Origin of the sequence: Buchnera aphidicola str. APS (Acyrthosiphon pisum), assembly GCF_000009605.1 — a bacterium.
In the GTDB taxonomy this organism is placed as follows: Bacteria; Pseudomonadota; Gammaproteobacteria; order Enterobacterales; family Enterobacteriaceae; genus Buchnera; species Buchnera aphidicola_I.
This window is the reverse complement of the sequence record NC_002528.1, coordinates 600,108-625,715: the sequence shown is the minus strand read 5'-3', so window position 1 is coordinate 625,715 and position 25,608 is coordinate 600,108. Positions and strand designations below refer to the sequence as shown.

General features: G+C 24.8%; 26 protein-coding genes and 1 tRNA gene. 13 read left to right on the top strand and 14 right to left on the bottom strand.

The annotated features are described in order from the left end of the window. Window positions 1-3: 3 nt before the first annotated feature. The 4 genes from BU_RS03075 to cyaY all read right to left on the bottom strand — a co-directional run bounded on the left by BU_RS03075 (window position 4) and on the right by cyaY (window position 2,181). Window positions 4-417 (bottom strand): uroporphyrinogen-III synthase, encoded by a 414-nt coding sequence (locus tag BU_RS03075; protein ID WP_014498803.1) that lies wholly within the window; start codon window positions 415-417, stop codon window positions 4-6. Then, window positions 414-761, bottom strand: coding sequence for a uroporphyrinogen-III synthase (locus BU_RS03070; RefSeq protein WP_009874542.1), 348 nt, complete (start codon window positions 759-761; stop codon window positions 414-416). Before BU_RS03070 ends, BU_RS03075 begins: the two co-directional genes overlap by 4 nt. Continuing rightward, the gene (gene hemC, locus BU_RS03065; RefSeq protein ID WP_009874541.1) at window positions 758-1,702 is read right to left on the bottom strand and encodes a hydroxymethylbilane synthase; all 945 of its coding nucleotides are present in this window, start codon (window positions 1,700-1,702) and stop codon (window positions 758-760) included. The genes BU_RS03070 and hemC overlap by 4 nt, the downstream gene beginning before the upstream one ends. 128 nt (window positions 1,703-1,830) lie before the next feature. Then, a complete protein-coding gene (gene cyaY / locus BU_RS03060; protein WP_010896181.1) occupies window positions 1,831-2,181 on the bottom strand; it encodes an iron donor protein CyaY in 351 nt (116 codons plus the stop codon). A 217-nt stretch (window positions 2,182-2,398) separates the two neighbouring features. On the opposite strand from cyaY, the gene dapF reads away from it, so the two are divergent. The 3 genes from dapF (at window position 2,399) to BU_RS03045 (ending at window position 6,112) form a co-directional block, all read left to right on the top strand. Then, a complete protein-coding gene (gene dapF / locus BU_RS03055) occupies window positions 2,399-3,223 on the top strand; it encodes a diaminopimelate epimerase (RefSeq protein WP_197524185.1) in 825 nt (274 codons plus the stop codon). Window positions 3,224-3,256: 33 nt separating this feature from the next. Next, window positions 3,257-4,489, top strand: coding sequence for an MFS transporter (locus BU_RS03050; protein WP_010896179.1), 1,233 nt, complete (start codon window positions 3,257-3,259; stop codon window positions 4,487-4,489). A 150-nt stretch (window positions 4,490-4,639) separates the two neighbouring features. Continuing rightward, window positions 4,640-6,112, top strand: coding sequence for an inorganic phosphate transporter (locus BU_RS03045; protein WP_010896178.1), 1,473 nt, complete (start codon window positions 4,640-4,642; stop codon window positions 6,110-6,112). 82 nt (window positions 6,113-6,194) lie between these two features. On the opposite strand, the gene BU_RS03040 is transcribed toward BU_RS03045, so the two are convergent. Further along, the gene (locus BU_RS03040; protein ID WP_010896177.1) at window positions 6,195-6,935 is read right to left on the bottom strand and encodes a class I SAM-dependent methyltransferase; all 741 of its coding nucleotides are present in this window, start codon (window positions 6,933-6,935) and stop codon (window positions 6,195-6,197) included. A 154-nt stretch (window positions 6,936-7,089) separates the two neighbouring features. Here BU_RS03040 and BU_RS03035 point away from each other — a divergent pair, with 154 nt between their 5' ends. Together BU_RS03035 and BU_RS03175 are read left to right on the top strand one after the other, a co-directional pair. Next, the gene (locus tag BU_RS03035; RefSeq protein WP_010896176.1) at window positions 7,090-7,428 is read left to right on the top strand and encodes a hypothetical protein; all 339 of its coding nucleotides are present in this window, start codon (window positions 7,090-7,092) and stop codon (window positions 7,426-7,428) included. Next, the gene (locus tag BU_RS03175; protein ID WP_010896175.1) at window positions 7,421-8,524 is read left to right on the top strand and encodes a hypothetical protein; all 1,104 of its coding nucleotides are present in this window, start codon (window positions 7,421-7,423) and stop codon (window positions 8,522-8,524) included. The genes BU_RS03035 and BU_RS03175 overlap by 8 nt, the downstream gene beginning before the upstream one ends. Window positions 8,525-8,610: 86 nt before the next feature. On the opposite strand, the gene coaD is transcribed toward BU_RS03175, so the two are convergent. After that, window positions 8,611-9,108: a pantetheine-phosphate adenylyltransferase gene (gene coaD, locus BU_RS03025; protein ID WP_010896174.1), complete on the bottom strand. Its 498-nt coding sequence runs from the start codon at window positions 9,106-9,108 to the stop codon at window positions 8,611-8,613. A 71-nt stretch (window positions 9,109-9,179) separates the two neighbouring features. Here coaD and epmA point away from each other — a divergent pair, with 71 nt between their 5' ends. Continuing rightward, the gene (gene epmA, locus BU_RS03020) at window positions 9,180-10,154 is read left to right on the top strand and encodes an elongation factor P--(R)-beta-lysine ligase (protein WP_010896173.1); all 975 of its coding nucleotides are present in this window, start codon (window positions 9,180-9,182) and stop codon (window positions 10,152-10,154) included. 17 nt (window positions 10,155-10,171) lie between these two features. On the opposite strand, the gene BU_RS03015 is transcribed toward epmA, so the two are convergent. From BU_RS03015 to BU_RS03165, 5 genes are all read right to left on the bottom strand, one after another. Beyond that, window positions 10,172-10,930 carry a ferredoxin--NADP(+) reductase gene (locus BU_RS03015; protein WP_009874531.1) on the bottom strand — a complete coding sequence of 253 codons (759 nt, stop codon included), beginning with the start codon at window positions 10,928-10,930 and terminating at the stop codon, window positions 10,172-10,174. Window positions 10,931-11,006: 76 nt separating this feature from the next. Further along, entirely contained in the window at window positions 11,007-11,480 is a 474-nt protein-coding gene (locus BU_RS03010) for an Hsp20 family protein (RefSeq protein WP_009874530.1), read from the bottom strand. Window positions 11,481-11,686: 206 nt separating this feature from the next. Further along, entirely contained in the window at window positions 11,687-13,018 is a 1,332-nt protein-coding gene (gene hslU / locus BU_RS03005; protein WP_010896172.1) for an HslU--HslV peptidase ATPase subunit, read from the bottom strand. Between the two features lie 12 nt (window positions 13,019-13,030). Further along, a complete protein-coding gene (gene hslV / locus BU_RS03000) occupies window positions 13,031-13,561 on the bottom strand; it encodes an ATP-dependent protease subunit HslV (RefSeq protein WP_010896171.1) in 531 nt (176 codons plus the stop codon). Between the two features lie 218 nt (window positions 13,562-13,779). Continuing rightward, window positions 13,780-13,938, bottom strand: coding sequence for a hypothetical protein (locus BU_RS03165; protein WP_009874527.1), 159 nt, complete (start codon window positions 13,936-13,938; stop codon window positions 13,780-13,782). Window positions 13,939-14,148: 210 nt separating this feature from the next. On the opposite strand from BU_RS03165, the gene rpmE reads away from it, so the two are divergent. Further along, window positions 14,149-14,367 (top strand): 50S ribosomal protein L31, encoded by a 219-nt coding sequence (rpmE, locus tag BU_RS02995; RefSeq protein WP_009874525.1) that lies wholly within the window; start codon window positions 14,149-14,151, stop codon window positions 14,365-14,367. A gap of 107 nt (window positions 14,368-14,474) precedes the next feature. Here rpmE and BU_RS02990 read toward each other — a convergent pair whose 3' ends face one another. The 3 genes from BU_RS02990 to orn all read right to left on the bottom strand — a co-directional run bounded on the left by BU_RS02990 (window position 14,475) and on the right by orn (window position 16,194). Then, window positions 14,475-15,188, bottom strand: coding sequence for an N-acetylmuramoyl-L-alanine amidase (locus BU_RS02990; protein ID WP_009874524.1), 714 nt, complete (start codon window positions 15,186-15,188; stop codon window positions 14,475-14,477). Between the two features lie 288 nt (window positions 15,189-15,476). Continuing rightward, window positions 15,477-15,552 (bottom strand) — tRNA-Gly (locus BU_RS02985). An 87-nt stretch (window positions 15,553-15,639) separates the two neighbouring features. Continuing rightward, window positions 15,640-16,194 carry an oligoribonuclease gene (gene orn, locus BU_RS02980; RefSeq protein WP_010896170.1) on the bottom strand — a complete coding sequence of 185 codons (555 nt, stop codon included), beginning with the start codon at window positions 16,192-16,194 and terminating at the stop codon, window positions 15,640-15,642. Window positions 16,195-16,507: 313 nt separating this feature from the next. On the opposite strand from orn, the gene pgi reads away from it, so the two are divergent. The 6 genes from pgi (at window position 16,508) to hflK (ending at window position 25,606) form a co-directional block, all read left to right on the top strand. Continuing rightward, on the top strand, window positions 16,508-18,157 hold the full coding sequence (gene pgi, locus BU_RS02975) for a glucose-6-phosphate isomerase (protein ID WP_010896169.1): 1,650 nt from the start codon (window positions 16,508-16,510) through the stop codon (window positions 18,155-18,157). 174 nt (window positions 18,158-18,331) lie between these two features. Next, complete coding sequence (locus BU_RS02970) at window positions 18,332-20,230, top strand: PTS mannitol transporter subunit IICBA (RefSeq protein ID WP_009874520.1); 1,899 nt, start codon at window positions 18,332-18,334, stop codon at window positions 20,228-20,230. A 41-nt stretch (window positions 20,231-20,271) separates the two neighbouring features. Then, the gene (locus BU_RS02965; protein ID WP_010896168.1) at window positions 20,272-21,429 is read left to right on the top strand and encodes a mannitol-1-phosphate 5-dehydrogenase; all 1,158 of its coding nucleotides are present in this window, start codon (window positions 20,272-20,274) and stop codon (window positions 21,427-21,429) included. A 99-nt stretch (window positions 21,430-21,528) separates the two neighbouring features. Further along, the gene (gene mutL / locus BU_RS02960) at window positions 21,529-23,283 is read left to right on the top strand and encodes a DNA mismatch repair endonuclease MutL (protein WP_010896167.1); all 1,755 of its coding nucleotides are present in this window, start codon (window positions 21,529-21,531) and stop codon (window positions 23,281-23,283) included. 37 nt (window positions 23,284-23,320) lie between these two features. Continuing rightward, window positions 23,321-24,229 carry a tRNA (adenosine(37)-N6)-dimethylallyltransferase MiaA gene (gene miaA, locus BU_RS02955; protein WP_010896166.1) on the top strand — a complete coding sequence of 303 codons (909 nt, stop codon included), beginning with the start codon at window positions 23,321-23,323 and terminating at the stop codon, window positions 24,227-24,229. Window positions 24,230-24,385: 156 nt separating this feature from the next. After that, on the top strand, window positions 24,386-25,606 hold the full coding sequence (gene hflK, locus BU_RS02950) for an FtsH protease activity modulator HflK (protein WP_010896165.1): 1,221 nt from the start codon (window positions 24,386-24,388) through the stop codon (window positions 25,604-25,606). The last annotated feature ends 2 nt before the right edge of the window (window positions 25,607-25,608 follow it).

Genomic DNA, 25,608 nt, shown 5'->3' with positions numbered 1-25,608 from the left:
AAATTAATTTTTAAAATTCGTTTCTTTTATTTTTTTGATAAAAGAATCATTATTAGCATATTTTGAAACTATTACATCATTCCATCCTAATTTTTTTGCTATACGAAACAATCTTTTACCGACAACAAAAATCCTGCATCCGAATAACCATTGAATCTGATTAGTACTAGAAATAATATTTTTTAACTGATGTAAAGATTCGCTATTTGTTACTACTAAAGTATCTATTTTATATGAACGCCATTTTTTTACCTCCATATTAGTATCTAAAATTTTGAAGACTCTTTTATAACATTCAATTAGACAAATTTTAAATCCTTCTTTTTCTAATCTTCTTTTTATTAATTTTCGTCCATTTTCCCCTTGTAATAAAATTATTCTATTATTTTTTATTTTGTCTTTATTGATTATTTTCAATAAATTCTCACTGTTTTCTTTTTTTTTAGGAAAAATAATTTTTTTTTAATATAATTAAAAAGAAAAAGAGCAGTGCTTTTTCCAATTGCATAATATTTTGCATGAAGAGGCCATTGTAAATTATTACTTTTTAAATATAAATTTGTATAATAGATAGCCTTTTTAGAAAAAACGAGAATAACTTTGGATTGATATAGTTCATTAATTTTTTTTGATAAACTAATTGGACTAAAACTTGGATAAAAATCAAATAAAGAAAAATGCCAAGAAGATATACCAATTTTATTTAAATTATATACTAATTCCTCTCCTGTAGGAGAAGGTCGTATTACTAGTATTTTCATATACAATAAGATTGTTTAATATGAAGATTATTAAGAATATTTTTAGCTCCATTTTTAAGCAGCTCATCTGCTAATGAATACCCCATTTTTTCTCCTGTATTATAACAACCTATTCGTTCTCCTTTTAATATAATCTTGCCATTAGGTGATCCCACCAATCCTCTTAACCAAATTTTATTTTTTTTCAAAATAGCATAACTTCCAATGGGAATCTGACATCCTGATTCTAGTTTTCTACAAAAAGCTCTTTCTGCATTTATTTCAATAAAAGTATTTATATGATTAAGACGAGACAAAAAAAATAATACTTTTTTATCATGCAATCTGGATTGAATTCCAATTGCACCTTGTCCACATGAAGGAAGAGATAATTCGGCAGGTATGATCTGAGTAATTCTATTTTTTAATCTTAATCTGTTTAATCCTTCAGTAGCTAAAATAATTGCATCATATTTTCCTTGATCTAATTTTGCTATCCTAGTTTCTATATTACCTCTTAAAGGAGAAATAATTAAATCTGGTCGATAAGTAATTAATTGACATTGTCTTCTTAAACTAGACGTACCGACTATAGCACCTTTGGGCAGCTGATTAATTGATTGATAATTATTAGATACTAGTGAATCTAAGGCATTTCCTCTTTTGCATATACTAACTAAACATAATTCTTTTGTAATTTTTACCGGAAGATCTTTCATTGAATGAATAGCAATATCTGCTTTATTTTCAAGTAAAGCAAGTTCTAGTTCTTTAATAAATAAGCCTTTTCCTCCAATTTTTGAAAGAGATTTATTTAAAATATTATCTCCATGAGTAACAATAGGAACTAATTTGATATTTAAGTCTGGATATAAAGATAGTATTTTTTTTTGAACGTATTTAGTTTGTTTCAAAGCTAAAGGACTTTTTCTGGTAGCAATTCTCAATGTTTTATTGTACATATTGGGATTCGTATTAATATAGATGCATTTTTTATAATTTTATTAAATAAAAATATTTTTTATTTTTAAAAGACACAAAAAATTATCTTTTTTGATGTTTATATATATTTTTTTGGATTTAATATATATTATTTTTTACAAAAAATTAAATCTTTATTTGATTGAATAGAACATGCGTTTTCAAATATCTCCCAAAAATTTTTATTACTACGATTACAAATCCATTGATTATTTTTATAATCAAAATGATACCCATTTTGCATTGTTGCTAGCCAAATTTGCTGTAATGGTTCTTGTTTGTTAATTATAATTAAAGTTTTATTTGAAAAAGTAATCGTCATGACATAGTCTTGAATTTCATAATCAATATCGATTTCATTTTCATACAAATTTAAATTATCTTCTATTTTTAAAAACAAATCATTTACTAATATATAAAAGTTGTTATTCTCTTTTTTGGTGTTTAATTTTTTTTTCATGAAACGAGTCCTTGATTTAATTTTTAATTATAACAAATTATAAAAAATAAAAATAATCAAATTTATATAAAAAATATCATCTTATTATTTTAATTAAATTAAAATATGAGATTTCATTATTAAAATGTTAGTATTTACGAATAAATATTTTCAAAAAAAACAATCTAATTATTATTTTGAGGAAAAAATGGATTCATACTATAAAAATAAAAAAAAAATCAATTTTTCTAAGATGCATGGATTGAAGAATGATTTTATGGTTATCAATTGCATTAAAAAAAATGTCTTTTTAACATCACATATAATAAAAAAATTATCTAATCGATATACCGGCATTGGTTTTGATCAATTATTACTTGTAGAAAAATCAAATTCTCTTCTAACTGATTTTCATTATCGAATTTTTAATGCAAATGGCAATGAAGTTGAACAGTGTGGAAATGGTGCTCGGTGCTTTGGTCTATTTCTATTGCTTAAAGGTTTGACTAATAAAAAGAAAATTTTAATTAGTACTAAAAAAAAACCTTTAACTATTGAATTTTTAACTGAAAATATGATCAAAGTAAACATGAATGAACCTGATTTTAAATTTTATAATTTATCTTCATTACAAAATGTTTTAGATAATAATTTTTCAATAAAACTTATGAATGAAAATTTGATCTGTAATCTAGTATCTATTGGAAATCCTCATTGTATTATTAAAGTACAATCTGTTAAAAATGCTCCTGTTAATATTATCGGCGATAGTATAGAAAAAAATCCTATATTTCCAGAAGGTGTTAACGTAAGTTTTATGGAAATTTTAAATAAAAAACATATTAAATTGAGAGTGTATGAACGTAATGTGGGTGAAACAAAAGCTTGTGGTAGTGCGGCTTGTGCTGCAGTTGCAGTAGGTATTGCGCAAAAATTACTTTCTGACACTGTTCATGTCGAATTATTGGGTGGAAAGCTGATTATAATTTGGAAAGGTTTTGGAACTCCTCTTTATATGGTAGGACCTGCAAAACATGTCTATGATGGTTATATATATATATAAAAACTATTTTTTTACTTACAAAGAGGCTATATTTTGACTTTATTAAAAAATAAAAAACAATTATTAGAAAAACAATATATAAAAAAAAACACAAAAAAATTTAATCAAGTAATTTTAGCTCTTTTTTCTGGTGGTTTTGCTACTTTTTCGATCTTATATTGTGTACAATCAATTTTACCAATGTTTTCCAAACAATTTTATTTGACTCCGGCAGAAAGTAGTTTAGCTCTGTCCGCTGCGACTATAACCATGTCTTTAGGCATGCTATTTACAGGACCATTATCTGATATAATTGGTAGAAAATCAATTATGTCTACTTCTTTATTTATAGCAGCAATGTTAACTATGATATGTTCAATGATGACTAGTTGGATAAGTATTGTTTTACTACGAGCATTGACAGGTTTAGCACTAAGTGGTGTTGTTGCTGTTGCTATGACCTATATTAGTGAAGAAATACACCCTAATTCTTTGTCTTTTTGTATGGGTTTGTATATTAGTGGAAATACAATAGGTGGTTTTTTAGGAAGACTCTTAAGTAGTATTTTAGCCGAAAAATTCTCTTGGAGCATTTCCTTAATGGTAATTGGTTTATTTTCTTTTATATCATCTTGTTTTTTTTTATATTTTTTACCCCCTTCTAAAAATTTTTTATCTGTTTCTATTAATTTTCATAAATGTTTACATCGTTTTTATTTACAATTAAAAAATAGAGTACTATTTTTTTTGTTTATCATAGGTTTTATATTAATGGGCAGTTTTGTTACTATTTTTAATTATATTGGTTATCGTTTGATGTTAGAACCATTTTTTCTTTGTCAATCCAGCATAGGATTGCTATCTACTATTTATTTAACTGGAGTATATAGTTCACCTAAAGCTGGTGTTCTGATTAATAAATATAATCGCAATAATATTCTTATTGTGTCATTAATGTTGATGATAATAGGTTTGTTTATTACACAGTATAATCAACTATTTATAATAATCTTAGGATTAATAATATTTTCAGGTGGTTTTTTTGCATCGCATTCTACAGCTAGTAGTTGGGTTGGTTCATATTCGAATATTGCTAAAATTCAAGCTACATCTTTATATCTATTTTTTTATTATCTTGGTTCCAGTGTATTTGGTACATTTGGTGGTTTTTTTTGGTTTCATATGCAGTGGCTTGGAATTTCTGTTTTTATTATAACAATGTTATTTTTTGGAGTTTTTTTATCTTTTAAATTAAAACAAAAAAATTTTAAAAATAAATATTTTTAATTTTTTTATAAAAATACTATTACGACTAAAATCGATACATTTATATTCTATAAAGTTTTATGTAAAATAAATTTGATATTTTACTTTCCTCAAACATAGTTTCTCACAGATAATAAACTTAGTTCAATTCATCAAAATGGCTTAAAGATTATGCTACATTTATTTTCTTATTCTGATTTGAATCATAGTTTATTAGTTTTTTTAGCTCTATTTTTTGTGTTATTTTATGAAGCCATCAATGGTTTTCATGATACAGCAAATGCGGTATCAACTTTAATATATACTCGAGCAATGTCTGCACATGTTGCAGTTATCATGTCAGGTATATTTAATTTTTTAGGTGTTTTACTAGGTGGTTTAACTGTTGCTTATACCATTGTACATTTATTACCAAATGATTTATTGTTAAATGCTACTTCAAAAAATGCCCTTGCTATGGTATTTTCAATGTTATTAGCAGCTATAATTTGGAATCTATCTACATGGTATTTTTGTTTACCTGCTTCAAGTTCACATTCCCTTATTGGAGCAATTATCGGAATAGGTTTAACTAATGCCTTCGTTACAGATTCGTCTTTAGTAGATGCATTCAACATTCCTAAAATGACAAGTGTTTTTTTATCGCTTGTTTTTTCTCCTATTATTGGGCTCATAATAGCTGGTAGTTTAATATTTTTACTACGATATTATCTAAATAATAATAAAATTTTTTATCGCATTCATATGACACCATTAGAGCGTAAAGAAAAAGATGGTAAAAAAATACCACCATTTCTAATTAGAATGGCATTAATTCTTTCATCTATTGGTGTAAGTTATGCTCATGGTGCAAATGATGGGCAAAAAGGCATTGGATTAATAATGCTTGTACTAATAGGAATTGTACCCTCTTCTTTCTTAGTAAATTTAAATACTAATAAATATGAAATAAACTGTACAAAACATACACTTAATCATTTAGAAAAATATTTTTTAGAAAAAAATATAAAAAAATCAAATATTATAAAAAATAAAGAGGAAATCAATAATTTAGTTGTAAGATCTCAATCTTACAATTCTATAAAAAATATTAAAAATACTAAATTATTATTAAAAAATATATCTAACTATAACGATTTAAGCATTAAAAAAAGATTTCAATTGCGTCATTATTTATTATGTATTTCTGATTCAATTGATAAAAAAGTAAATTCTTCTGATATCTGTTCCAAAGATAAACGTTTTCTGATACACAGTAAAAAAGTAATACTTAAAACAATTGAGTACGCGCCTATGTGGATTATATTAATCGTTGCGCTATCTTTATCAATAGGAACAATGATAGGTTGGAAACGTATAGTTGTTACTATTGGTGAAAAAATAGGAAAAAAAAGAATGACATATGCACAAGCTATGTCAGCTCAAATAACAGCTTCTTTTTCTATTGGAATTGCAAGTTATACAGGTATACCAGTTTCTACTACACATATTCTTTCATCTTCTGTAGCAGGAACTATGTTAATCGATGGTGATGGAATTCAAACAAAAACTATTAAAAATATTGCTTTAGCATGGATATTAACTTTACCGGTTTCTATGCTATTATCTAGCTTTTTGTACTGGATTGCATTATTTTTAATATAAAAATATTGATTTTTAGTATTTTTTTGTAAAATTATTTGATTAGATAGGAGTACGTGTTAAAGAAATGTACTCCTATTATTTTTTAAAAAGGTTGATATATATCAAAACGATGATTTCTTGTGGTAACAATATGATTCACTTTATCTTCAGATAAAGGTTTTGCATAATAAGGTCGTTTTACGATAATCCTATTTTTTGCTAATTTCCGAGAAACTTCTAATAATTTTTTAGAATCATAATTATGACCTATAAGTTGTCTAAAAAATTGCATATCTTTTTTAGGTAAAGATTTTTTATGATGAAAAGGATACATAGGATCTAAATAAATTACATCTGGTTGCAAAATAGGGATTTCTAACATTTTTAAACTATCATTGACAATTAAATGCAATCTTGTTTGTAACCAATGACCTATTTTTTTATCTTGATATCCCCTCTGTAATCCATCTTTTAATAAAGCTGCAACTATTGGATGACGTTCTATCATTATAACTTTACATCCTAAAAAAGAAAATATGAAAGCATCGTTCCCTAAACCGGCAGTAGCATCTAATATGGTAGGAAAATAAGAATTTTTTATTCCTGAAACTCTATATAAAACTTCATTTTTTCTACGAAAATGATGACAACGATAATGATTTTTTTTCGAAGTAAAATCAACTTTTATAGGTTTTTGATTTACATTGTCACGATTATATAACTCTAATGAGTTATGATTTATCAACAAACCCATCGAACAGTTTTGATCATGTTCTAATTTAAATAACTGAAGTAATTTACATATTCTTTTATTGTAAGATTTGAATTTTAAATATATTTTCATGTTTTCTATTTTTTTTATTTTTGAAAATTAATAATTGACTTTTAAAAAAAACTAATTAATAATTTACATTGACAATTTTTTTATATATTTTAAGTTCAAAAAAATATTTTATAAAAATATACTAAAAAATAATTTACAATAGGATCAAAATATTATGTTACACAATTTATTATTAAATCCCAATCAATCAAATAAAACACATCCTAATACGATAGATATTTACACAGATGCCATAAAAACAATGTTTGAAACAAACAAGAATCAAACTGTATCTAAAAAAAACGATCAAAATACTTATGATTTGGAAGATGAAAATAAATTGATAGATCTGGAAAATTCATACAAAAAATCCTTAATTTTATTAAATATACTTCAAAAAAAAATAGAACAGAACATTCTTGAAAAATATAATTTAGAAAAAAATAATAACAATATTACTGATAATAGTGATAATGAAATTATTCAAAATACACTTATAAAAAAAAATTCCTGAACAACACCATTCAAATTTTTTTGATAATGAAATAGAATTATCTAGTAAAAAATCTTTAGATTTTGACTTTTCAGAAATTGCAGAAAATATTATTAAAACAATCACTAATACTGTTATAACCACCTATCAAACTTTCAAAACAGAAACTATAAATCTTTTCAATGGTACAACATTCAAAAAAATATTTTTTTCATCAGACGAGAATAGAGCGAAAATAGATTCGAATTCTGAAGCGACTATTTCTTTATCTGAACATATCGAACAACTTAAAAGAGTTATTGAATCTTCGAAAGTTTATCTTAGAGCTATTATAGAAAGAATCAGATATCAAGGAAAAATCAAGATTGTTAATAAATTAAATAATAATCCACGGCATCCTGAATATCAAAGTTCATTTCCTGAAATTACCAATCCTATACCTGAACCTGAAGATGAAAATGATTTTTATCCTTTTAAAAGACTAGATGAGAATTTTGATTTGGAAGGCAGAAAAAGTATATTAAAAATGGATCAAAATTTTCGACAAAGAATGAATAAAAATATTCAAGAATCTTATGCTAATGATTTCATTGATGAAAGTACATGGACAGTTTCAGATCAATTAAATTCATTTAATAATATTCAATCTACAATTAAACACTTTCAAAAAAAATATGAATTTTTAAAATCATCTAATGATTTAGATAACGATTTTATGAACGATACTAATCCGTTTCTTTTTGTTGTAAACAATGCCTTAATTTCTGTTAACAATCGAAATAAAATGCTAAAAGATTTTAAGACAATAGTACCAAATGTCGAATTCCGACAATTGATTTCTACATATGCAAATCAAAAATTTCTGCGTCAGTCTTATCTTCAATTAATTTCTGAACATCCGGAAATTGATCAGTATCAAATTAAACATTCTCGGAATATTTATAAGATAAATTTTCTAGATGATGGTTCTGTTAAATTAGTTGCGACTAATTTATCTGATTTAGATGTAAAAAATGATAATTATATACAGAAATATAAATCTTTTGGTATACGTGCAACTATCATTCTTCCTCCAAATGCATCACCAATAATGAAATATTCATATTTTATGAAATAAATATTATATATTTGAAATAGACATATAATGTTAAAAATAAATAGTAGGGTATATAACATACCCTACTATATTTGATAAAAAAATCACTACTTAATCGAATCGTTATTTAGTTTTCTTAATAATGCAGAATGGGCTTCTTTTGGAAGATACGGTTTTATATCGCCTTTATATTTTGCTATTTCTTTAACAAAAGATGAAGATATAAAAGAAACTTCTTTAGAAGAAAGTAAAAATATACTATCTAAATCTGGATAAATTTGTTTATTTATAGCCGCTAATTTTATTTCATAATCAAAATCAAATATTGTTCTGACTCCTCTAATTAAAATATTAGCCTTCTCTTTTTTTGCTAAATTAGCAAGTAAATCGTTAAAACCAAGTATTTTTTTTACATTTTTTAAATGAAGTGTAACTTTTCGAGTTAATTCTATTCGTTCTTTTAAATTAAAAATGGGTTTTTTTGTAAAATTATTAGAAATTGCGATAGTTATACTATCAAATATTTTTGTTGCACGTGTTATAATATCTAAATGTCCGTATGTAATCGGATCAAATGTACCTGGATATATTGCGGTTTTGTTCATATTTTTTATTTTTTTTTGTTCTACTAGTAATTAATTTTATCAATTCGAATAAATTTTTAAAGAAAATTAAAATGAAAAAAAAAATCTGGAAATCAAGCGCTTCCATCGAGGATTTAATCAAAAGATCAAATATTATTTCTAATATTCGTTTATTTTTTTCTAAAAAAAATATACTTGAAGTTGAAACACCAATTTTATCACGTTCAACAGTTACAGATGTACATTTAACATCATTTGAAACAAATTATATTTCATCAGATAATATTGATGAGTTAAAATTATGGTTGACAACTAGTCCAGAATATCATATGAAGCGTTTATTAGCATCAGAAAGCGGATCTATATATCAAATTTGTCATAGTTTTAGGAATAAAGAAATAGGTCGTTATCATAATCCAGAATTTACTATGTTAGAATGGTATCAACCTTTTTGTTCGATGAAAAAATTTATTAAAGAAATAGATATATTCCTTCAAATTATATTAAAATGTAATAAATCAGATAAAGTTTCTTATCAAGATTTATTTATAGATTTTTTAAAAATAGATCCCTTATGTACTAATTTATTAGAATTGCATCAAATATCTAAAAAATTAAAATTAGACCATTTAACTCATTCTGAAAATAATTTAAATAAATTGATACAATTGTTATTTACGCTAAAAATAGAACCTAATATAGGAAAAGAAAAACCTTTATTTGTTTATCATTTTCCTGCAGAACAAGCGTCTCTTGCTGCTATTAACTTAAAAGATCCTCGTATATCTGAAAGATTTGAAATTTTTTTTAAAGGAATAGAATTAGGAAATGGCTTTTACGAACTTATAGATGTAAATGAACAAAAAAAACGTTTTATTAGAGATAATAAAGAACGTCGTTCCATGAATCTTCCAACACGAAAAATCGATAATTTTTTTTTAAGTGCTTTGTCTTATGGCTTACCTCCTTGTTCAGGTGTAGCAATAGGTTTAGATAGATTAATTATGTTAATTTTGAATAAAAAAAGTATTCATGAAGTTATCGCTTTTCCGGTAGATCGTTGTTAGAATTTAGAAAAGGTATTTTACCAATAATTTTCCATGGTAATATGTCCTTTTTTTCGACGTAAATGCTTTTCCATATTTCTATTATTTTTTAAAAATAAAAACGTATCTTTTACCATAAAAGGATTTCCACATAACATAACATGTGAAGTCTGAGGGTTTATTGAAAAACCAACATGTTTTTCTAATATTTTATTTCTTAATAAAAAAGGAATTCTTCCATTTAAAGAATTTTTATGTTTTTCTCTACTAGTAATAGTTTGAATTTGTAATTTTCCATTATATTTCTGACGTAATTCTTTCATGAGTGGTAAATAAGTTAGTTCATTTTGATATCGTACTGCATGTGTTAAAATAATATGATTAAATCTATTAATATTTTTTCCTTCTTGTAAAATTGAACAATAGGGACCTATTCCAGTGCCTGTAGCGAACATCCATAGTATTTCGCAATCTGGTATTTCATCTATAATAAAAAAACCAAATGATTTTTTTTTGATAAAAATTTTATCGCCACTATGAAGATTATATAGTAGATTGCTTAGTTGTCCATTGAGCACACGAACAATATAAATTTCTAAGTTTTTTTCACTAGGAGCGTTAACATATGAGTATGCCCTCTGAATTTTATTTTTATTTAAAGGATTACTGTTATATAGAGCTAATTTATTAAATTGTCCTGCAAAAAAAGGTTCTATAGGAGCATTTAAAATAAGACTGAATAAATTTTTAGTCCATTTTTTTACCATCAAAACGTCTGCATTAATCCATGGATTCATTATTTATTCTCAATAATTTTTAGTTAGATCACTGTGCTTATTTTTATAAGCGCAGTGATTTTATATTTTTTTAATTTTATTTTTTATCAATTTTTTTAGTATCATTAGGTACATTAATAGAAATTTTTTTAGGTTTTTCCTCTTCCGGGATATTGCATTCAAAATCTAATTTCAATAGACCTAAAGATAACTCTGCTTTTTTTACTTTAATTTTATGGTCTAAATTAAAATTCAAAGAAAAATTATTAAACACTATACCTTTATGTAACCATTTATTACATTCTTGAGTATCACTATTTTCTTTTTTTCCTTGAATAGATAATTGGTTATTGTGAACAGATATATCTAATTCTTTTTCCTGGTATCCAGGAATACTTAGTGTTAATTGATATTCAATTTCATTTATTTGACATAGATTATATGTCGGTGTATCAGATATTGGTTTTTCTCCTGTAAGAGTACTAAACATTTTATCAATTTGATTGAATCTATTTGAAAAAACATTATGATCATTAAAATTTGGTATAAATGAGAGAGAACGATAAGACATAAAAAATCCTCTAATATTTTATGGTTTGAAAAATATTTATAATTTAAATATTTTTTACGTTATAAAAAATTAAAAATGTTTTATTTTAAGGTAAGGTCTTATTTTTTTTTTTCAATAGTAATTTGAGAATTAATTTAAATATTTTTTAAAAAAATATTCATCCATTTTAATAAAAAATAATAATGGATAAATATTTTGAATAAAAATTATAAAATAAAACGACCAAGATCTTCATTAGATGTTAATTGATCTAAATGTTCTTCTACATAGTTTGAATTGATTTCAATCGTATTACCTTTATTATCGCTAGCATTGAATGATATATCTTCCATTAATTTTTCTAATACAGTATGTAATCGACGAGCTCCAATATTTTCTATAGATTCATTAACTTTCCAAGCAGCTTCTGCAATATTACGTATCCCTTCCTTTGTAAAATTAATATAAACACCTTCTGTTTCCATAAGTGCTTTATACTGTGCTGTAATAGATGCTGTAGGTTCAGTTAAGATTTTTTCAAAATCATCGATGGTAAGTGCTTGCAATTCTACTTTTATTGGAAGACGTCCTTGTAGTTCAGGAATTAAATCAGAAGGCGTAGATGTTTGAAATGCTCCAGATGCTATAAATAAAATATGATCTGTTTTAACCATTCCATGTTTAGTAGATACAGTACATCCTTCAACTAATGGGAGTAGGTCTCTTTGAACACCTTCTCGAGAGATATCTGGACCTGAAGAATCACCTCGTCTGCATATTTTATCAATTTCATCAATAAAAACTATGCCGTTTTGTTCAACTGCATTAATTGCTTCTTTTTTAATCTCTTCTTGGTTAATTAATTTAGCAGCCTCTTCTTCTGTTAGCAATACAATAGCATCTTTAATTTTAAGACGTCTACTACTTTTTTTATGTCCTCCTAAATTTTGAAATAAAGATTGTAATTGATTAGTCAATTCTTCCATACCTGGTGGTGCCATTATTTCAACACCCATAGTAGTTGATAATATGTTTATTTCTATTTCTTTCTCGTCTAAAACACCCTCTCGCAATTTTTTTCGAAATGTTTGAATTGTTTTTGCAAGACTTTCATTTTTTTCACTTTCTGTCCAGTTTTTTTTAGGTGTAGGCACAAGAACATCTAATATTTTTTCCTCTACTATTTCTTCTACTCGAACTTTATTTTTTTTAATATTTTTAATTCGAATCATTTTGATTGCAGCATCAGTTAAATCACGAATAATTGAGTCTACTTCTTTCCCAACATATCCTACTTCCGTAAATTTAGTTGCTTCTACTTTAATAAATGGAGAATCTGCTAGTTTAGCTAAACGTCTTGCTATTTCTGTTTTACCTACTCCTGTAGGACCAATCATTAAAATATTTTTAGGGGTCACTTCATAACGAAGTTCACTGTTTAACTGCATACGACGCCAACGATTTCTTAATGCAATAGACACGGCTCTTTTTGCTTTTTCTTGACCAATAATGAATTTGTCGAGTTCAGAAACAATTTGAGGAGGAGTCATTTCAGACATAGAGAATAATCCTTATTTTTCTGAAAATAGTTCTTTTATAGTGAAATTATGATTTGTATATATACAAATATTAGCTGCAATATTTAATGATTTTCTTACAATTTGATTTGCGTCTAAATGCGTGTTTTCTATTAATGCTCGAGCAGAAGATTGAGCATAAGAACCACCTGATCCTATAGCTATTAAGTCGTCTTCAGGTTGTATAACATCGCCGTTTCCTGTAATAATCAAGGAGGTTTTTTTGTCAGCAACTGCTAATAATGCTTCGAGTTTTCTTAACATTCTATCAGATCGCCAATCTTTTGCTAATTCAATAGCTGCTCGTTGTAATTGGCCTTGATACATAGCTAATTTTTTGTCAAACATTTCAAATAAAGTAAATGCATCTGCAGTTCCTCCTGCAAAACCAGCAATAACTTTTTCGTGATATAAAGATCTAATTTTTTTTACATTACTTTTCATGATTGTATTGCCTAAAGTTGCTTGTCCATCACCTCCAATTACTACTTTATTTTTTAATCTCACACTTAATATTGTGGTCACAAGAAAAGCCTCTTTAAAATAATATTTTTGTTTCTTATATATTCTTGCTAATACAAAAATACTTTATATAAGATGTAATTATCTATTTTATTAAAATAGCATATGATTTTTACTTATATTATTTTTTTAAAATATTTTTCTCAATACTTTTTCAAATAATTTATTTCATCATATAAAATGTTACTCATTAAACCTAATAAATTTTTTAAAAATATGTTTTATGAATTTTCTAATTTTTCAATATATTTCCATTTTTCTTTTGGTTTAGGAGGTAATACATCATTATTTTTGCTTTTTTTTATAAAATTTTTATCTTTTATTTCAGAAGGTTTTTTTAAGTTTATATTTAAATAAACAATAAAAATTAATGTAGACATTAAAATAAAACATATACATGTTAATTTATTTTTTTTTTTTATTTTTTTTGTTTTTTTATTAAAATACGCAGAATTGATTTTATATTTATCATTATACATATATTTTCTTCATGTCTTTTTTTATAAATAAAAATTGATAATTTTCTAATATTCATATATTAATAGTTGTATCCGAATGTAGATACTCTAAATTAATTTGAGAATACTTTTATGAAAAAAAAAATTCACCCTCGTTATTCCAAGATAACAGCTACTTGCTCTTGTGGAAATATAATTGAAATTTTTTCTACTATCAATCACAATCTAAATTTAGATATATGTGCAAAATGTCATCCATTCTATACAGGTAAACAAAGAGTCATTGATACTGGAGGTCGTGTTGAAAGATTTAAAAAACGCTTTAAGTTTACTAAGCAAGAATTAAATTAAAAACTATCTTGTATTTTTTAATTGATTTTTTTAAGATTTAAGCATCTTGATTTTCTGATATGTTTAGATGCTTAATAATAATACAATTAATATTTTTTAAAAAACTTTTATTTTTTTAATATATAAGACGATTTTGTAAAATAATTTTTGAGACCTAGATAAATAGAATTAGCAATTTTGTTTTGGTAATTAGTAGTTTTTAATTTTTTCCCTTCTAAAATATTTGTAATAAAACCGGTTTCTATTAATATGGAAGGTGTGTTAATAGAGCTTAATATGCCTAGACTAGCATAATTTGGATATTTTTTATTTAATTTTGTATTTTTTTCAAGTTGTTTTAGTATTTCTTTAGATAGATCTAACTCTATTTTTTGAAAATTATTAGATTGTAAATCTAGAATAGTTTTTTTTAAAAAAAAATCGTTTTTATTTTGCTTAAATATGTTTTCAATTTTTTTAGAAAAAAGAAGAGTGGATTTGTTTTTTAAATAATTATTAATTTCACGATTTATTCTAGTCTTTGAAACTATCCAAATAGATGCTCCGGATACATTTTGTTTTCTGGAAGAATCAGCATGAATTGATATTAAAAAATTCACCTGGTTTTTTTTAAGTAACTGCTTTCTTTTTTTCAATGAAAGATAAGAATCATTGTGTCGTGTGAGGATTGTACAAAACATCTTGTCATGATTGAGTAATTTTTCAAGTTTTAGTGCTATTTCGATATTAATATTTTTTTCTTTTAATCCTCGAATTCCAATAGCTCCTGGATCATATCCGCCATGTCCTGCATCTATTAATATCGTAATTTTTTTTGACAATATATTATTATTTTTTTGATTTTCAGACAGTTCTTTTTTATAATAAAAATTATTTTTTTTAAAAAATTTTTTTTTCTGATATAATATTTTATTACTTTTTTTTAAATAGTCGGTATTAAAAAAAAATTTTGTATTTTTTTGGGATTATTTTTTTTAACGAAAATACTATTAGCTTTGATGTGAAATGAAATTAAAAATATAAAAAATATTATCCATTTGCAGGAATTAAAAATCATAAATTTTCCTTTATATCAATTATTTTTAAACAATATTTTTGGATAATATGATTGGAGCGGGAAACGAGACTTGAACTCGCGACCCCAACCTTGGCAAGGTTGTGCTCTACCAACTGAGCTATTCCCGCAATAATAAATATATATAATAGTTTTTTATACTATAAATTTATTTTATATATATAAAATAAATTTTTCAAGTTTTCTTTTGTAAAAAATTATTTTTTCTTAAATTTTAAAAAGTTTTTTTTATAAAAATTCAATTCTACTACAGATTCACGGATATCTTCTAATGCTTTATGATAATGATTTTTTTTAAACTTATCTAGTATTGATGGGTTCCATCGATAAGCTAATTCTTTAATCGTACTAACATCTATATACCGATAATGAAAATAATTTTCTAAATGTGGCATATATTGAAATAAAAACCTTCTATCTTGCGCAATACTGTTTCCACACATTGGAGACACTTGAATGGGTACCCATTTTTTTAAAAAAAGAATAGTTTCATGTTCGGCTTTTTGTTCGTTATAAAGACTTTTTTCAACACGTTTTATCAATCCATTGTTTTCATGGATTCTCTTATTCCATTCATCCATGACTAAAATATGTTCCTTCTTCTGATATATAGGAATTACCGGACCCTCTGCAATTATATTTAAATTAGTATCTGTTATTAAAGTAGCAATTTCAATAATACGATGTACTTTAGGATTCAGTCCAGTCATTTCTAAATCTATCCAGATTAAATTTTTTTTATTGATTTTCATATTTTTTCATAATTATTAAATATTTTTTTATTAACATTAAACTTGATTTTAATAAGATAAAAATAGAATTTTTTTAATTATTAATTAATGATTTTTTTTATTTAATTTCTATATTATATATGTTAATTATATATAAAAATTTTTTGATTAGAATATATTATTCTAGAAAAATTTAAAATATTTTATATACACATTAAAAATAAAATAATTTTAAATTTTTAAAATATTTAAAAATATATTTTTATTTTTTAGATATATAACAATTTCTTTATAAGAAAATTTTTTATACATTTTACGAGAGATAAATTCGTTAATGAAAAACATCAATTTTAATAACACTCAATCTTATCAAGATTTAAAAAATCATTTTAGAAAAATAAAAAATATTCACTTAAGGGATCTATTTGCATCTGATTTGAATCGATTTAAAAAATTTTCAATAATTTTTGAAAATGAAATGTTAATTGATTTTTCAAAAAATCGAATTACTGATGAAACTTTAATTTATTTATTAAATCTAGCTAAAGAGACTGATGTAAAATCTGGAATAAAATTAATGTTTTCTGGAGCTAAAATTAATAAAACAGAGAATCGTTCTGTTTTACATATAGCACTACGAAATCGAACTAATCGTCCTATCATATTAAATAATTGTAATATTATGTTAGAAGTTAATGCGTTGTTGGAAAAAATGAAAAATTTTTCAAAAATGGTTATTCATGGAGAATGGAAAGGTTATACGGGAAAATCTATTTCTAATGTTGTAAATATTGGAATTGGTGGATCTGATTTAGGACCATATATGGTTACTGAAGCATTACGTCCATATAAGAATCATTTAAATATGTATTATGTTTCAAATATAGATGGTACGCATTTGACTGAAGTTTTAAAAAAAATAAATCCTGAAAACACTATTTTTTTAATCGCTTCTAAAACATTTACAACGGACGAGACTATAACTAATGCACACAGTGCTAAAAAATGGTTTTTACATTATTCACAAGATCAAAGTGCTTTAGATAAGCACTTTTTTGCTTTATCAGCTAATATAAAAAACGCTTTAAATTTTGGTATTAATATTAATAATATTTTTAAGTTTTGGGACTGGGTAGGTGGACGTTTTTCATTATGGTCTTCAGCAGGATTGTCGATTATGTTATCGATTGGATTTGACAATTTTGAGAAATTTTTAGATGGAGCTCATGCTATGGATAATCATTTTTATCATACAAATTATAAAGAAAATATTCCGATATTATTAGCCTTAATTAGTATTTGGTATACTAATTTTTTTGGTTCTGAAACAGAAGCAATATTTCCATATGATCAATATATGCATCGTTTTTCTGCATACTTTCAACAGTCTAATATGGAATCTAATGGCAAGTCAATTAATCGAAATGGTCAAAGAATAAATTATCAAACAGGTCCTATTATATGGGGTGAGCCCGGTACTAACGGTCAACATGCATTTTATCAATTGATACATCAGGGTACCAGATTGATTCCTTGTGATTTTATTGCTCCAGTTTTTTCACACAACGATTTAAATAATCATCATATGAAATTAATATCTAATTTTTTTGCTCAAACACAAGCATTAGCTTTTGGCCAATCTCGAGATTCTATTTTACACCGATTAATTCTATCTAAAAAAAATCAAGATGATATTAAAAGAATTTTACCTTTTAAAATATGTAAAGGCAACCAACCTACTAATTCAATTTTAATTCGAAAAATTACGCCTTATAATTTAGGAGCGTTAATTGCTTTATATGAGCATAAAATTTTTGTTCAAGGTTATATATTAAATATTTTTAGTTTTGATCAATGGGGTGTTGAATTGGGAAAAGAATTATCTCAAAATATTTATAATTATTTAAATATTAACGTCAAAAATAAATCTTACGATGCTTCTACTGAAGGTTTAATTAATTTTTATAAATCTTTTATGATCTAACAATTTTTTTTAAAACATTACAACTAAAAAATACATTGAAATCTTCTTCAAAATACGTATATTTTAATCAAAATATTTATTTTTTAAAAAATTAAAATAATAATTTAATTATTAATATTTAATTTGAAGATTATTTTAAAAACTGTATTTTTTTAAAGAATATGAGTGGTTATTATGTTGACATTAATTAAATTAAAAATACAAAATTTTGGTCGATTTTTAAGTAATATGATAATGCCTAATATAAGTATTTTTATTGCATGGGGAATGATGAATGCTTTATTTATGCCATTAGGATGGCAACCTAACAAAACTTTAGAACAATTAATATCACCTATGATTTTTTATCTTTTACCTATTTTAATTGGATATACTGGAGGTAGTTTGATTTCGGGTTCTAGAGGAGGCTTGATCGGCAGTATAACTACTATAGGTGTTATTACTAGTACTAACATACCAATGTTATTAGGAGCTATGATTTCAGGACCTTTGGGCGGATGGACCATAAAATATTTTGATAAAAAGATAGAAAATAAAGTAAAAAATGGTTTTGAAATGTTAGTAAATAACTTTTCTCTTGCTATACTAGGCATATTATTGGCAATAATTTCATTTTTTACAATTGGTCCATTTATTGAATGGGTCTCTTATTTTTTAGGAACATTAATACAAATTATTTTATCTTATAATTTGTTACCCCTTACATCTATTATTATAGAGCCGGCTAAAATATTTTTTTTAAATAATGTTATTAATCATGGAATTTTTTCTCCTTTGGGAATTCAAGACGCATTAGATAAAAATCATTCTATATTTTTTTTAATTGAATCTAATCCAGGTCCAGGATTAGGCTTATTAATAGCATGGTTTTTTTTTGGAAAAGGCGAATTATCTAAATCTTCTGGAGGGGCGGCATTAATTGAATTTTTCGGAGGTATTCATGAGATCTACTTTCCTTATGTTTTAATCAAACCAAAATTAATTATCCCCCTTATTTTAGGAGGTATGAGCGGTATTTTTATTCTTGTTTTACTGCACGGTGGTTTAATTTCTACAGCATCACCGGGTTCGATTTTATCTATTTTAGCCATGACACCGAAGGGTTTATATTTTTCTAATATTATTTCTGTTGCTTGTTCTTTTTTAGTTTCTTTTATAAGTTCTTCTATATTATTGAAATACGATTTTAATACGATTCAAAAAGATAGTAACTATACTGTAAAGCAAGGTAAAAATTCTTTTAATTCAAAAACATCAAGAGAAGATTTTAATAATTTCAATTTTAGTAAAATTAAAACAATTATCGTGGCTTGTGATGCAGGGATGGGGTCTAGTGCAATGGGTGCAAGTATTCTTCGTAAAAAAATAAAAAATGCTAATTTAAATCATATTTCTGTTTTAAATATGGCTATTAATGCATTACCTCAAGACGCAGATTTAATAATTACACATCAAAACTTAACAAATCGAGCTAAAGATAATGCACCATTTTCTCAGCATATATCTTTAAAAAACTTCCTAAATAACCATTTTTATGATAATTTAGTAAAAAAATTAGTAGAAAATATGGTTTTTTTATACGACAATCACACTGATTCTGTAAACAAATATACCCAACAAAAAAAAGATGCTCTGTTTCAGTTGAACGAAGAAAACATTATTCTTAATCAATATGCAAGTAATAAAGAAGAAGCAATTAATATTGTCGGTAAGCATTTAGTAAAACAGGGTTATGTAAAGTTTGATTATATTGATTCAATGTTAGAAAGAGAAAAAATGGCCTCGACTTGGTTAGGAGAATCAATAGCATTACCGCATGGAACTATTGAAGCAAAAGATTCTGTTTTAAAAACTGGAATAATTTTTTGTCAATTTCCAAAAGGTGTTCGTTTTGGAGAAGATGTAGACGATATCGCATATCTCGTAATTGGTATTGCAGCTAAAAATAATGAACATATTATGGTGGTTAGCAATATTACTAATGCATTAGATAAAAAAGATACCATTCAAAGATTATCTCATACTACTAGTATAAAAGAAGCACTATCACTTTTAACGATGGAAAAAATTTAATTTATTATTAATTTTAATATAAATTTGAATTGGACTTAATCATGAAAGCACTACAATTTGGAGCTGGCAATATTGGTCGTGGTTTTATTGGAAAAACACTATCAGAATCAGGTTTTAGTGTTATTTTTTCTGATGTTAATCAAAATATAGTAGATGCTATTAATTATAATAGAGAATATTTTGTTAAAATAATAGGTTCTAATCAAAATAAAACCGTCAATATCAAAAGAGTCAGTGCTATAAATTCAAACGATTCAAATATAAAAAAAATAATTTCTTCAGTTGATTTAATTACAACTGCCGTAGGTCCCACTGCATTAGAAAAAATTGCTTTGATTATTACGCAAGGAATAATATTCAAAATTAAAAATCAATTTACAAAACCACTCAATATTATTGCTTGTGAAAACAAGATTAAATCAAGTTCTTTTTTAAAACAAGTAGTTCTCAAAAATTTACCTATAAAATATCATGATTATTTAAATAAATATATCGGCTTCATAGATTGCAGTATTGATACAATTATACCTGCAATTAATAATAAAGATGATTTGTTTTTAACTGTTGAGGAATTTAAAGAATGGATTGTAAATATTAATCAATTTAAAGGAGCAGTCCCAAAAATAGTTGATATGAAATTCAGTAATAATTTAGATGCTTTTATAGAGAGAAAATTATTTACATTGAATACAGGACATGCTATAGCGGCTTATCTTGGTTTAATAAAAAACTATAAAACTATACAGGATGCTATATCAGACAAAAAAATACGTGTTATCGTAAGATCTGCCATGGAAGAAAGTGGATCAGTGTTAATAAAACGTTATAATTTCAACAAAAATGATCATTTAGATTATATTGAAAAAATTTTTTTGCGTTTTGAAAACCCTTTTTTATCAGATAAACTTGAACGTATAGGAAGAAATCCATTACAAAAATTAAGAAGAGAAGATCGCTTAATTAAACCTTTTTTGGGTGCCTTTGAGTACAATCTCCCTTATTCTAATTTAGCAAAAGGTATTGCAGCAGCATTTTATTACCATAATAAAAATGATTTGGAATCAATAGAGCTTTCATCTTCAATAAAAAAACAAGGTTTAGAAAGTACTATAATTAAAATTTGTGATTTACCTGTAAATAGCAAAGAAGTCTATTCTATTATTTTAGAATATAATTTAATTAAAAAAATAATTAGATGAATTTTAAAATTATTTATAAAACTTATTTTTTACAAAATTTGAAAGAATGCTATTCTTTTTTTATAAACAGCATTTTAAATAAATTTAGAGAACAAGGTAATGCCTATTCGTATATTACCATCTGATTTATCTAGTCAAATTTCTGCTGGAGAAATTATCGAACGTCCTGCTTCAGTGGTTAAAGAAATTATAGAAAATAGCATAGATGCTGGATCGAAAAATATTAATATCATAGTAGAAAATAGCGGATTTCAATCTATTATATTAAAAGATGACGGTTGTGGTATTGATAAAAAAGATTTATTATTAGCAGTTTGTCATCATGCTACTAGTAAAATTAACTCATTATCAGATTTAGATAAACTGACCACTTTTGGTTTTCGAGGAGAGGCTCTAGCTAGTATTAGAGCCGTTTCAAGATTAACTTTAATTTCTTGTACTCGATTCAACGATGTTGCTGCAAAGATATATTTAGAAGGATTTTGTAGTAAAAATATCATTTTGCAACCAATCGCTCATCCAGAAGGAACGACTATTATAGTAGATAATTTATTTTATAATATACCAGTTCGTCTTAAATTTTTAAAAAACAAAAAATTAGAATTTTCGAAGATCTGTGAAGTTGTAAAAAAAATAGCTTTATCTCATTTCTATATAAATTTTTCTCTTAAACATAATAATAAATTAATTACACAATACAATTCTATAAATAATAGAAAAAATAAAATTAATAGATTAAAAGATATATTTGACACACTTGATACGAGTGAATTTTTAGAAATAAAAGAAAAAAAATATAGAATGGTATTATTTGGCTGGATATCTCATCCTTATAATTTTAAAAAAATAAAAAATATTCAGTATTGTTATGTTAATAATAGATATCTTTATAATAATATTTTTGTTAATGCTGTTCGTGCTGCTTATTCTAAAATAGAACAAAAAAAAAATATATCATTTGTTTTATACCTAACTATTGAATCTTTTAATATTGATATTAATATTCATCCCACTAAGAATGAAATTAAATTTCATAATCCTGATGTAGTTTATACATTTATTTATGAAGCTGTTTTTTCTTATTTAAAAAAAATTAAAGAAAAATATTATTTTAATTTTTCATGCAAAAAACAAACACAGTTAAATAAAGAAAAAGAATTTTATTTTTATGATTCAGATCCTACTTTTTTAACATTGATATCTTCAATTTTTTTAAAAAAAAAACAGATTTGCAAAAATATAAAAAATAAAATAAAACATAATAATTTCATTTCAAAAAGCACTCCTTTAGAGAAATACGAATCTTCTATTGGGCGTTTGCTTATAATAATACACAAATATTATGGTTTAATTTATCATGATAATAATTTTTTATTACTTTCTTTTCCTGTAGCTAAGGGAATAGTGAGAAAACAAAAATTAAAAAACAATATTCAAAAAGAAAATATAATTGAGTATTTTTTAAGCAATATTAAAATTAATCTTACATCTCAAGAATACTTGATTTTATTTAATAAAAAAGAAATATTATCAAAATTTGGATTTCATTTAATTTTTAAAAAAAAATATGTTATTTTATCTTCTATTCCTGCTTTTTTAAAAAAATGCAATTTTCATATAATCATATCAAATTTTTTTGCTTTTTTATTTCTTAAAAAACAAGTCTTCATTTCAGACATAGTAGATTGGTTTTATATTAATGTTTTTATAGAATTAAAAAATTGGACTTATATTCGTGGAATTGAAGTGCTTTTAGAAATAGAATATTATTGTCCTTTATTACTAATAAATCCTCCATCAAAATTATTACAAAAAATAAATATTAATGCAGCATTATGTATTTTAAAAATATGAACTTTTATAAAAAAAAAAACCTGTTGTTATTTTTTTAATGGGACCAACAGCATGTGGAAAAAGTCAACTTGCTATTTGTCTTAGAAAATATTTGTCAATAGAATTAATTAGTGTAGATTCAGCATTAATTTATCGCGGAATGGATATTGGAACAGATAAGCCAAGCTTTTCTGATTTATATAATCATCCCCATCGTTTATTAAACATTAAAGATCCAGTTGAAAATTATTCAGCTGCAGAATTTCAAAAAGATGTTTTAAGAGAAATAGATGAAATTATTAAATTAGGAAAAATACCTTGTCTTGTTGGTGGGTCCATGTTTTATTATAATGTGTTATTACATGGATTATCTATTTTACCACCATCTAATATTAAACTTCGTGAATACTTGATACAAAAAAGCTATGAAAAAAATTATTTGTATAAAAAACTAAAATTAATAGATCCCATCTCTGCGAGTCGAATTCATAAAAATGATTTTCAAAGGTTAATAAGAGCTCTAGAAATTTTTTATCTTTCTGGAAAAAGTTTAACAGAATTAAAAAAAAAGAATAACTATAAATTACCATATAATATTTTTCAATTTGCAATTATACCTCCGAATAAAGAATGGTTAAACAATAAAATTGAACTTCGCATAAAAAAAATGTTGATGTTAGGTTTTCAAAAAGAAGTCGAAATATTATTTTTAAGAGGAGATTTACATAAAAATTTACCATCTATTCGATGTATAGGATATCGTCAAATGTGGGAATATCTTGAATATAAAAATAGTTATAAAGATATGTTCAATAAGATAATACATGCTACGAGAAAACTTGCTAAACATCAATTGACATGGTTAAAAAACTGGAAAAATATTAACAAAATAGAATACCATTCTACTTCTACTATTTTAGCAAAAAAAGTATTAGATGTACTTGAAAAGAACGATTTTTCTGTATAAATATTATCATATTTATAAAAAATTTATTTTTACTTATAAAAGTATAAGATGTTTTATTTTAATTATATCTTTTTTCAGATCTAATGATAAAAAAATATAACTTTTAAATTATTTTAAAATTTGTTTTAGTAAAAAAACTAATAAATGAGGTACACGATGGTTTGGAATAAACCAAATAATAATAAACCTGATTTTGATCCGTGGGGGAATAAGGACAGTAAAAGTAAAAACTGTTCAGATAACAAACATGAAAAAAAAACTACTGTATTAGATATAAAAAACTTTTTATATAATCTTAAAAATATTATTACTAAAAAAACTGATTCTTCAAATTCATCAAAAAAAATAACCTATCCCTTTTCAATAATAATATTTATAAGTTTTTTTATTTGGGGTGTTAGTGGTTTTTATACTATTACAGAAGCTGAACGTGGCGTTGTTACTAGTTTCGGTAAATTCAGTCATTTAGTACAACCAGGATTAAATTGGAGACCTGTTTTTTTTAATGAAGTTAAACCTGTAAATGTTGAAACTGTCCGTGAATTAGCTACGTCAGGTATCATGTTAACTGCTGATGAAAATGTAGTACGTGTTGAGATGAATGTACAATATAAAATAACTAATCCTGCTGATTATCTTTTTTCCGTTTGTTATCCAGATGATAGCTTGCGTCAAGCAACAGATAGTGCATTAAGAGGTGTAATTGGTCATTCAACTATGGATCGAGTACTAACAGAAGGTCGTACTTTAGTACGAAGTGATACTCAAAAAGAAATTGAAAACACAATTAAACCATATAAAATGGGAATTACAATATTAGATGTCAATTTTCAAACAGCAAGACCACCTGAAGAAGTAAAGGCTGCGTTTGATGATGCAATTGCAGCACGTGAAAATCGTGAGCAATATGTAAGAGAAGCTGAAGCGTACTCAAATGAAGTTAAACCTAAAGCTAATGGCAAAGCACAAAGAATTTTAGAAGAAGCTAAATCATATTCATCACGTATAATTCTACAAGCTCAAGGAGAAGTAGCTCGTTTTTCTAAAATCTTACCTGAGTATAGAATAGCTAAAAAAATAACATTAAAACGTCTTTATATAGAGTCTATGGAGAGATTATTAAGAAAAAATAAAAAAATATTTATTGATACAAATAATAACCCAATGTTTTTTTTCTCTTTAGACAATTTTTTTTCTAAAATAAAAATACCTAATAAAAATTTTAAAGATCATATAAAAATTAATAAAAATCATTCTCCTTTTAATAAAAAAGTAAAAAATACTAATTATTTTCCTTTTTTATCTCCTGATAACATTTCAGAACAACGCCGTATTAATTCTATTCGAAGCGATCTTAAGAAAATAGGAAGAGAATGAAT

What these genes read in the sequence shown, in the direction of transcription:
- BU_RS03070 (WP_009874542.1), bottom strand. Translation starts at nt 761, where the DNA reads ATGAAAATACTAGTAATACGACCTTCTCCTACAGGAGAGGAATTAGTA.
- hemC (WP_009874541.1), bottom strand. Translation starts at nt 1,702, where the DNA reads ATGTACAATAAAACATTGAGAATTGCTACCAGAAAAAGTCCTTTAGCT.
- cyaY (WP_010896181.1), bottom strand. Translation starts at nt 2,181, where the DNA reads ATGAAAAAAAAATTAAACACCAAAAAAGAGAATAACAACTTTTATATA.
- BU_RS03045 (WP_010896178.1), top strand. Translation starts at nt 4,640, where the DNA reads ATGCTACATTTATTTTCTTATTCTGATTTGAATCATAGTTTATTAGTT.
- BU_RS03040 (WP_010896177.1), bottom strand. Translation starts at nt 6,935, where the DNA reads ATGAAAATATATTTAAAATTCAAATCTTACAATAAAAGAATATGTAAA.
- BU_RS03035 (WP_010896176.1), top strand. Translation starts at nt 7,090, where the DNA reads ATGTTACACAATTTATTATTAAATCCCAATCAATCAAATAAAACACAT.
- coaD (WP_010896174.1), bottom strand. Translation starts at nt 9,108, where the DNA reads ATGAACAAAACCGCAATATATCCAGGTACATTTGATCCGATTACATAC.
- epmA (WP_010896173.1), top strand. Translation starts at nt 9,180, where the DNA reads ATGAAAAAAAAAATCTGGAAATCAAGCGCTTCCATCGAGGATTTAATC.
- BU_RS03015 (WP_009874531.1), bottom strand. Translation starts at nt 10,930, where the DNA reads ATGAATCCATGGATTAATGCAGACGTTTTGATGGTAAAAAAATGGACT.
- BU_RS03010 (WP_009874530.1), bottom strand. Translation starts at nt 11,480, where the DNA reads ATGTCTTATCGTTCTCTCTCATTTATACCAAATTTTAATGATCATAAT.
- hslU (WP_010896172.1), bottom strand. Translation starts at nt 13,018, where the DNA reads ATGTCTGAAATGACTCCTCCTCAAATTGTTTCTGAACTCGACAAATTC.
- BU_RS03165 (WP_009874527.1), bottom strand. Translation starts at nt 13,938, where the DNA reads ATGTCTACATTAATTTTTATTGTTTATTTAAATATAAACTTAAAAAAA.
- rpmE (WP_009874525.1), top strand. Translation starts at nt 14,149, where the DNA reads ATGAAAAAAAAAATTCACCCTCGTTATTCCAAGATAACAGCTACTTGC.
- orn (WP_010896170.1), bottom strand. Translation starts at nt 16,194, where the DNA reads ATGAAAATCAATAAAAAAAATTTAATCTGGATAGATTTAGAAATGACT.
- pgi (WP_010896169.1), top strand. Translation starts at nt 16,508, where the DNA reads ATGAAAAACATCAATTTTAATAACACTCAATCTTATCAAGATTTAAAA.
- BU_RS02970 (WP_009874520.1), top strand. Translation starts at nt 18,332, where the DNA reads ATGTTGACATTAATTAAATTAAAAATACAAAATTTTGGTCGATTTTTA.
- BU_RS02965 (WP_010896168.1), top strand. Translation starts at nt 20,272, where the DNA reads ATGAAAGCACTACAATTTGGAGCTGGCAATATTGGTCGTGGTTTTATT.
- mutL (WP_010896167.1), top strand. Translation starts at nt 21,529, where the DNA reads ATGCCTATTCGTATATTACCATCTGATTTATCTAGTCAAATTTCTGCT.
- miaA (WP_010896166.1), top strand. Translation starts at nt 23,321, where the DNA reads ATGGGACCAACAGCATGTGGAAAAAGTCAACTTGCTATTTGTCTTAGA.
- hflK (WP_010896165.1), top strand. Translation starts at nt 24,386, where the DNA reads ATGGTTTGGAATAAACCAAATAATAATAAACCTGATTTTGATCCGTGG.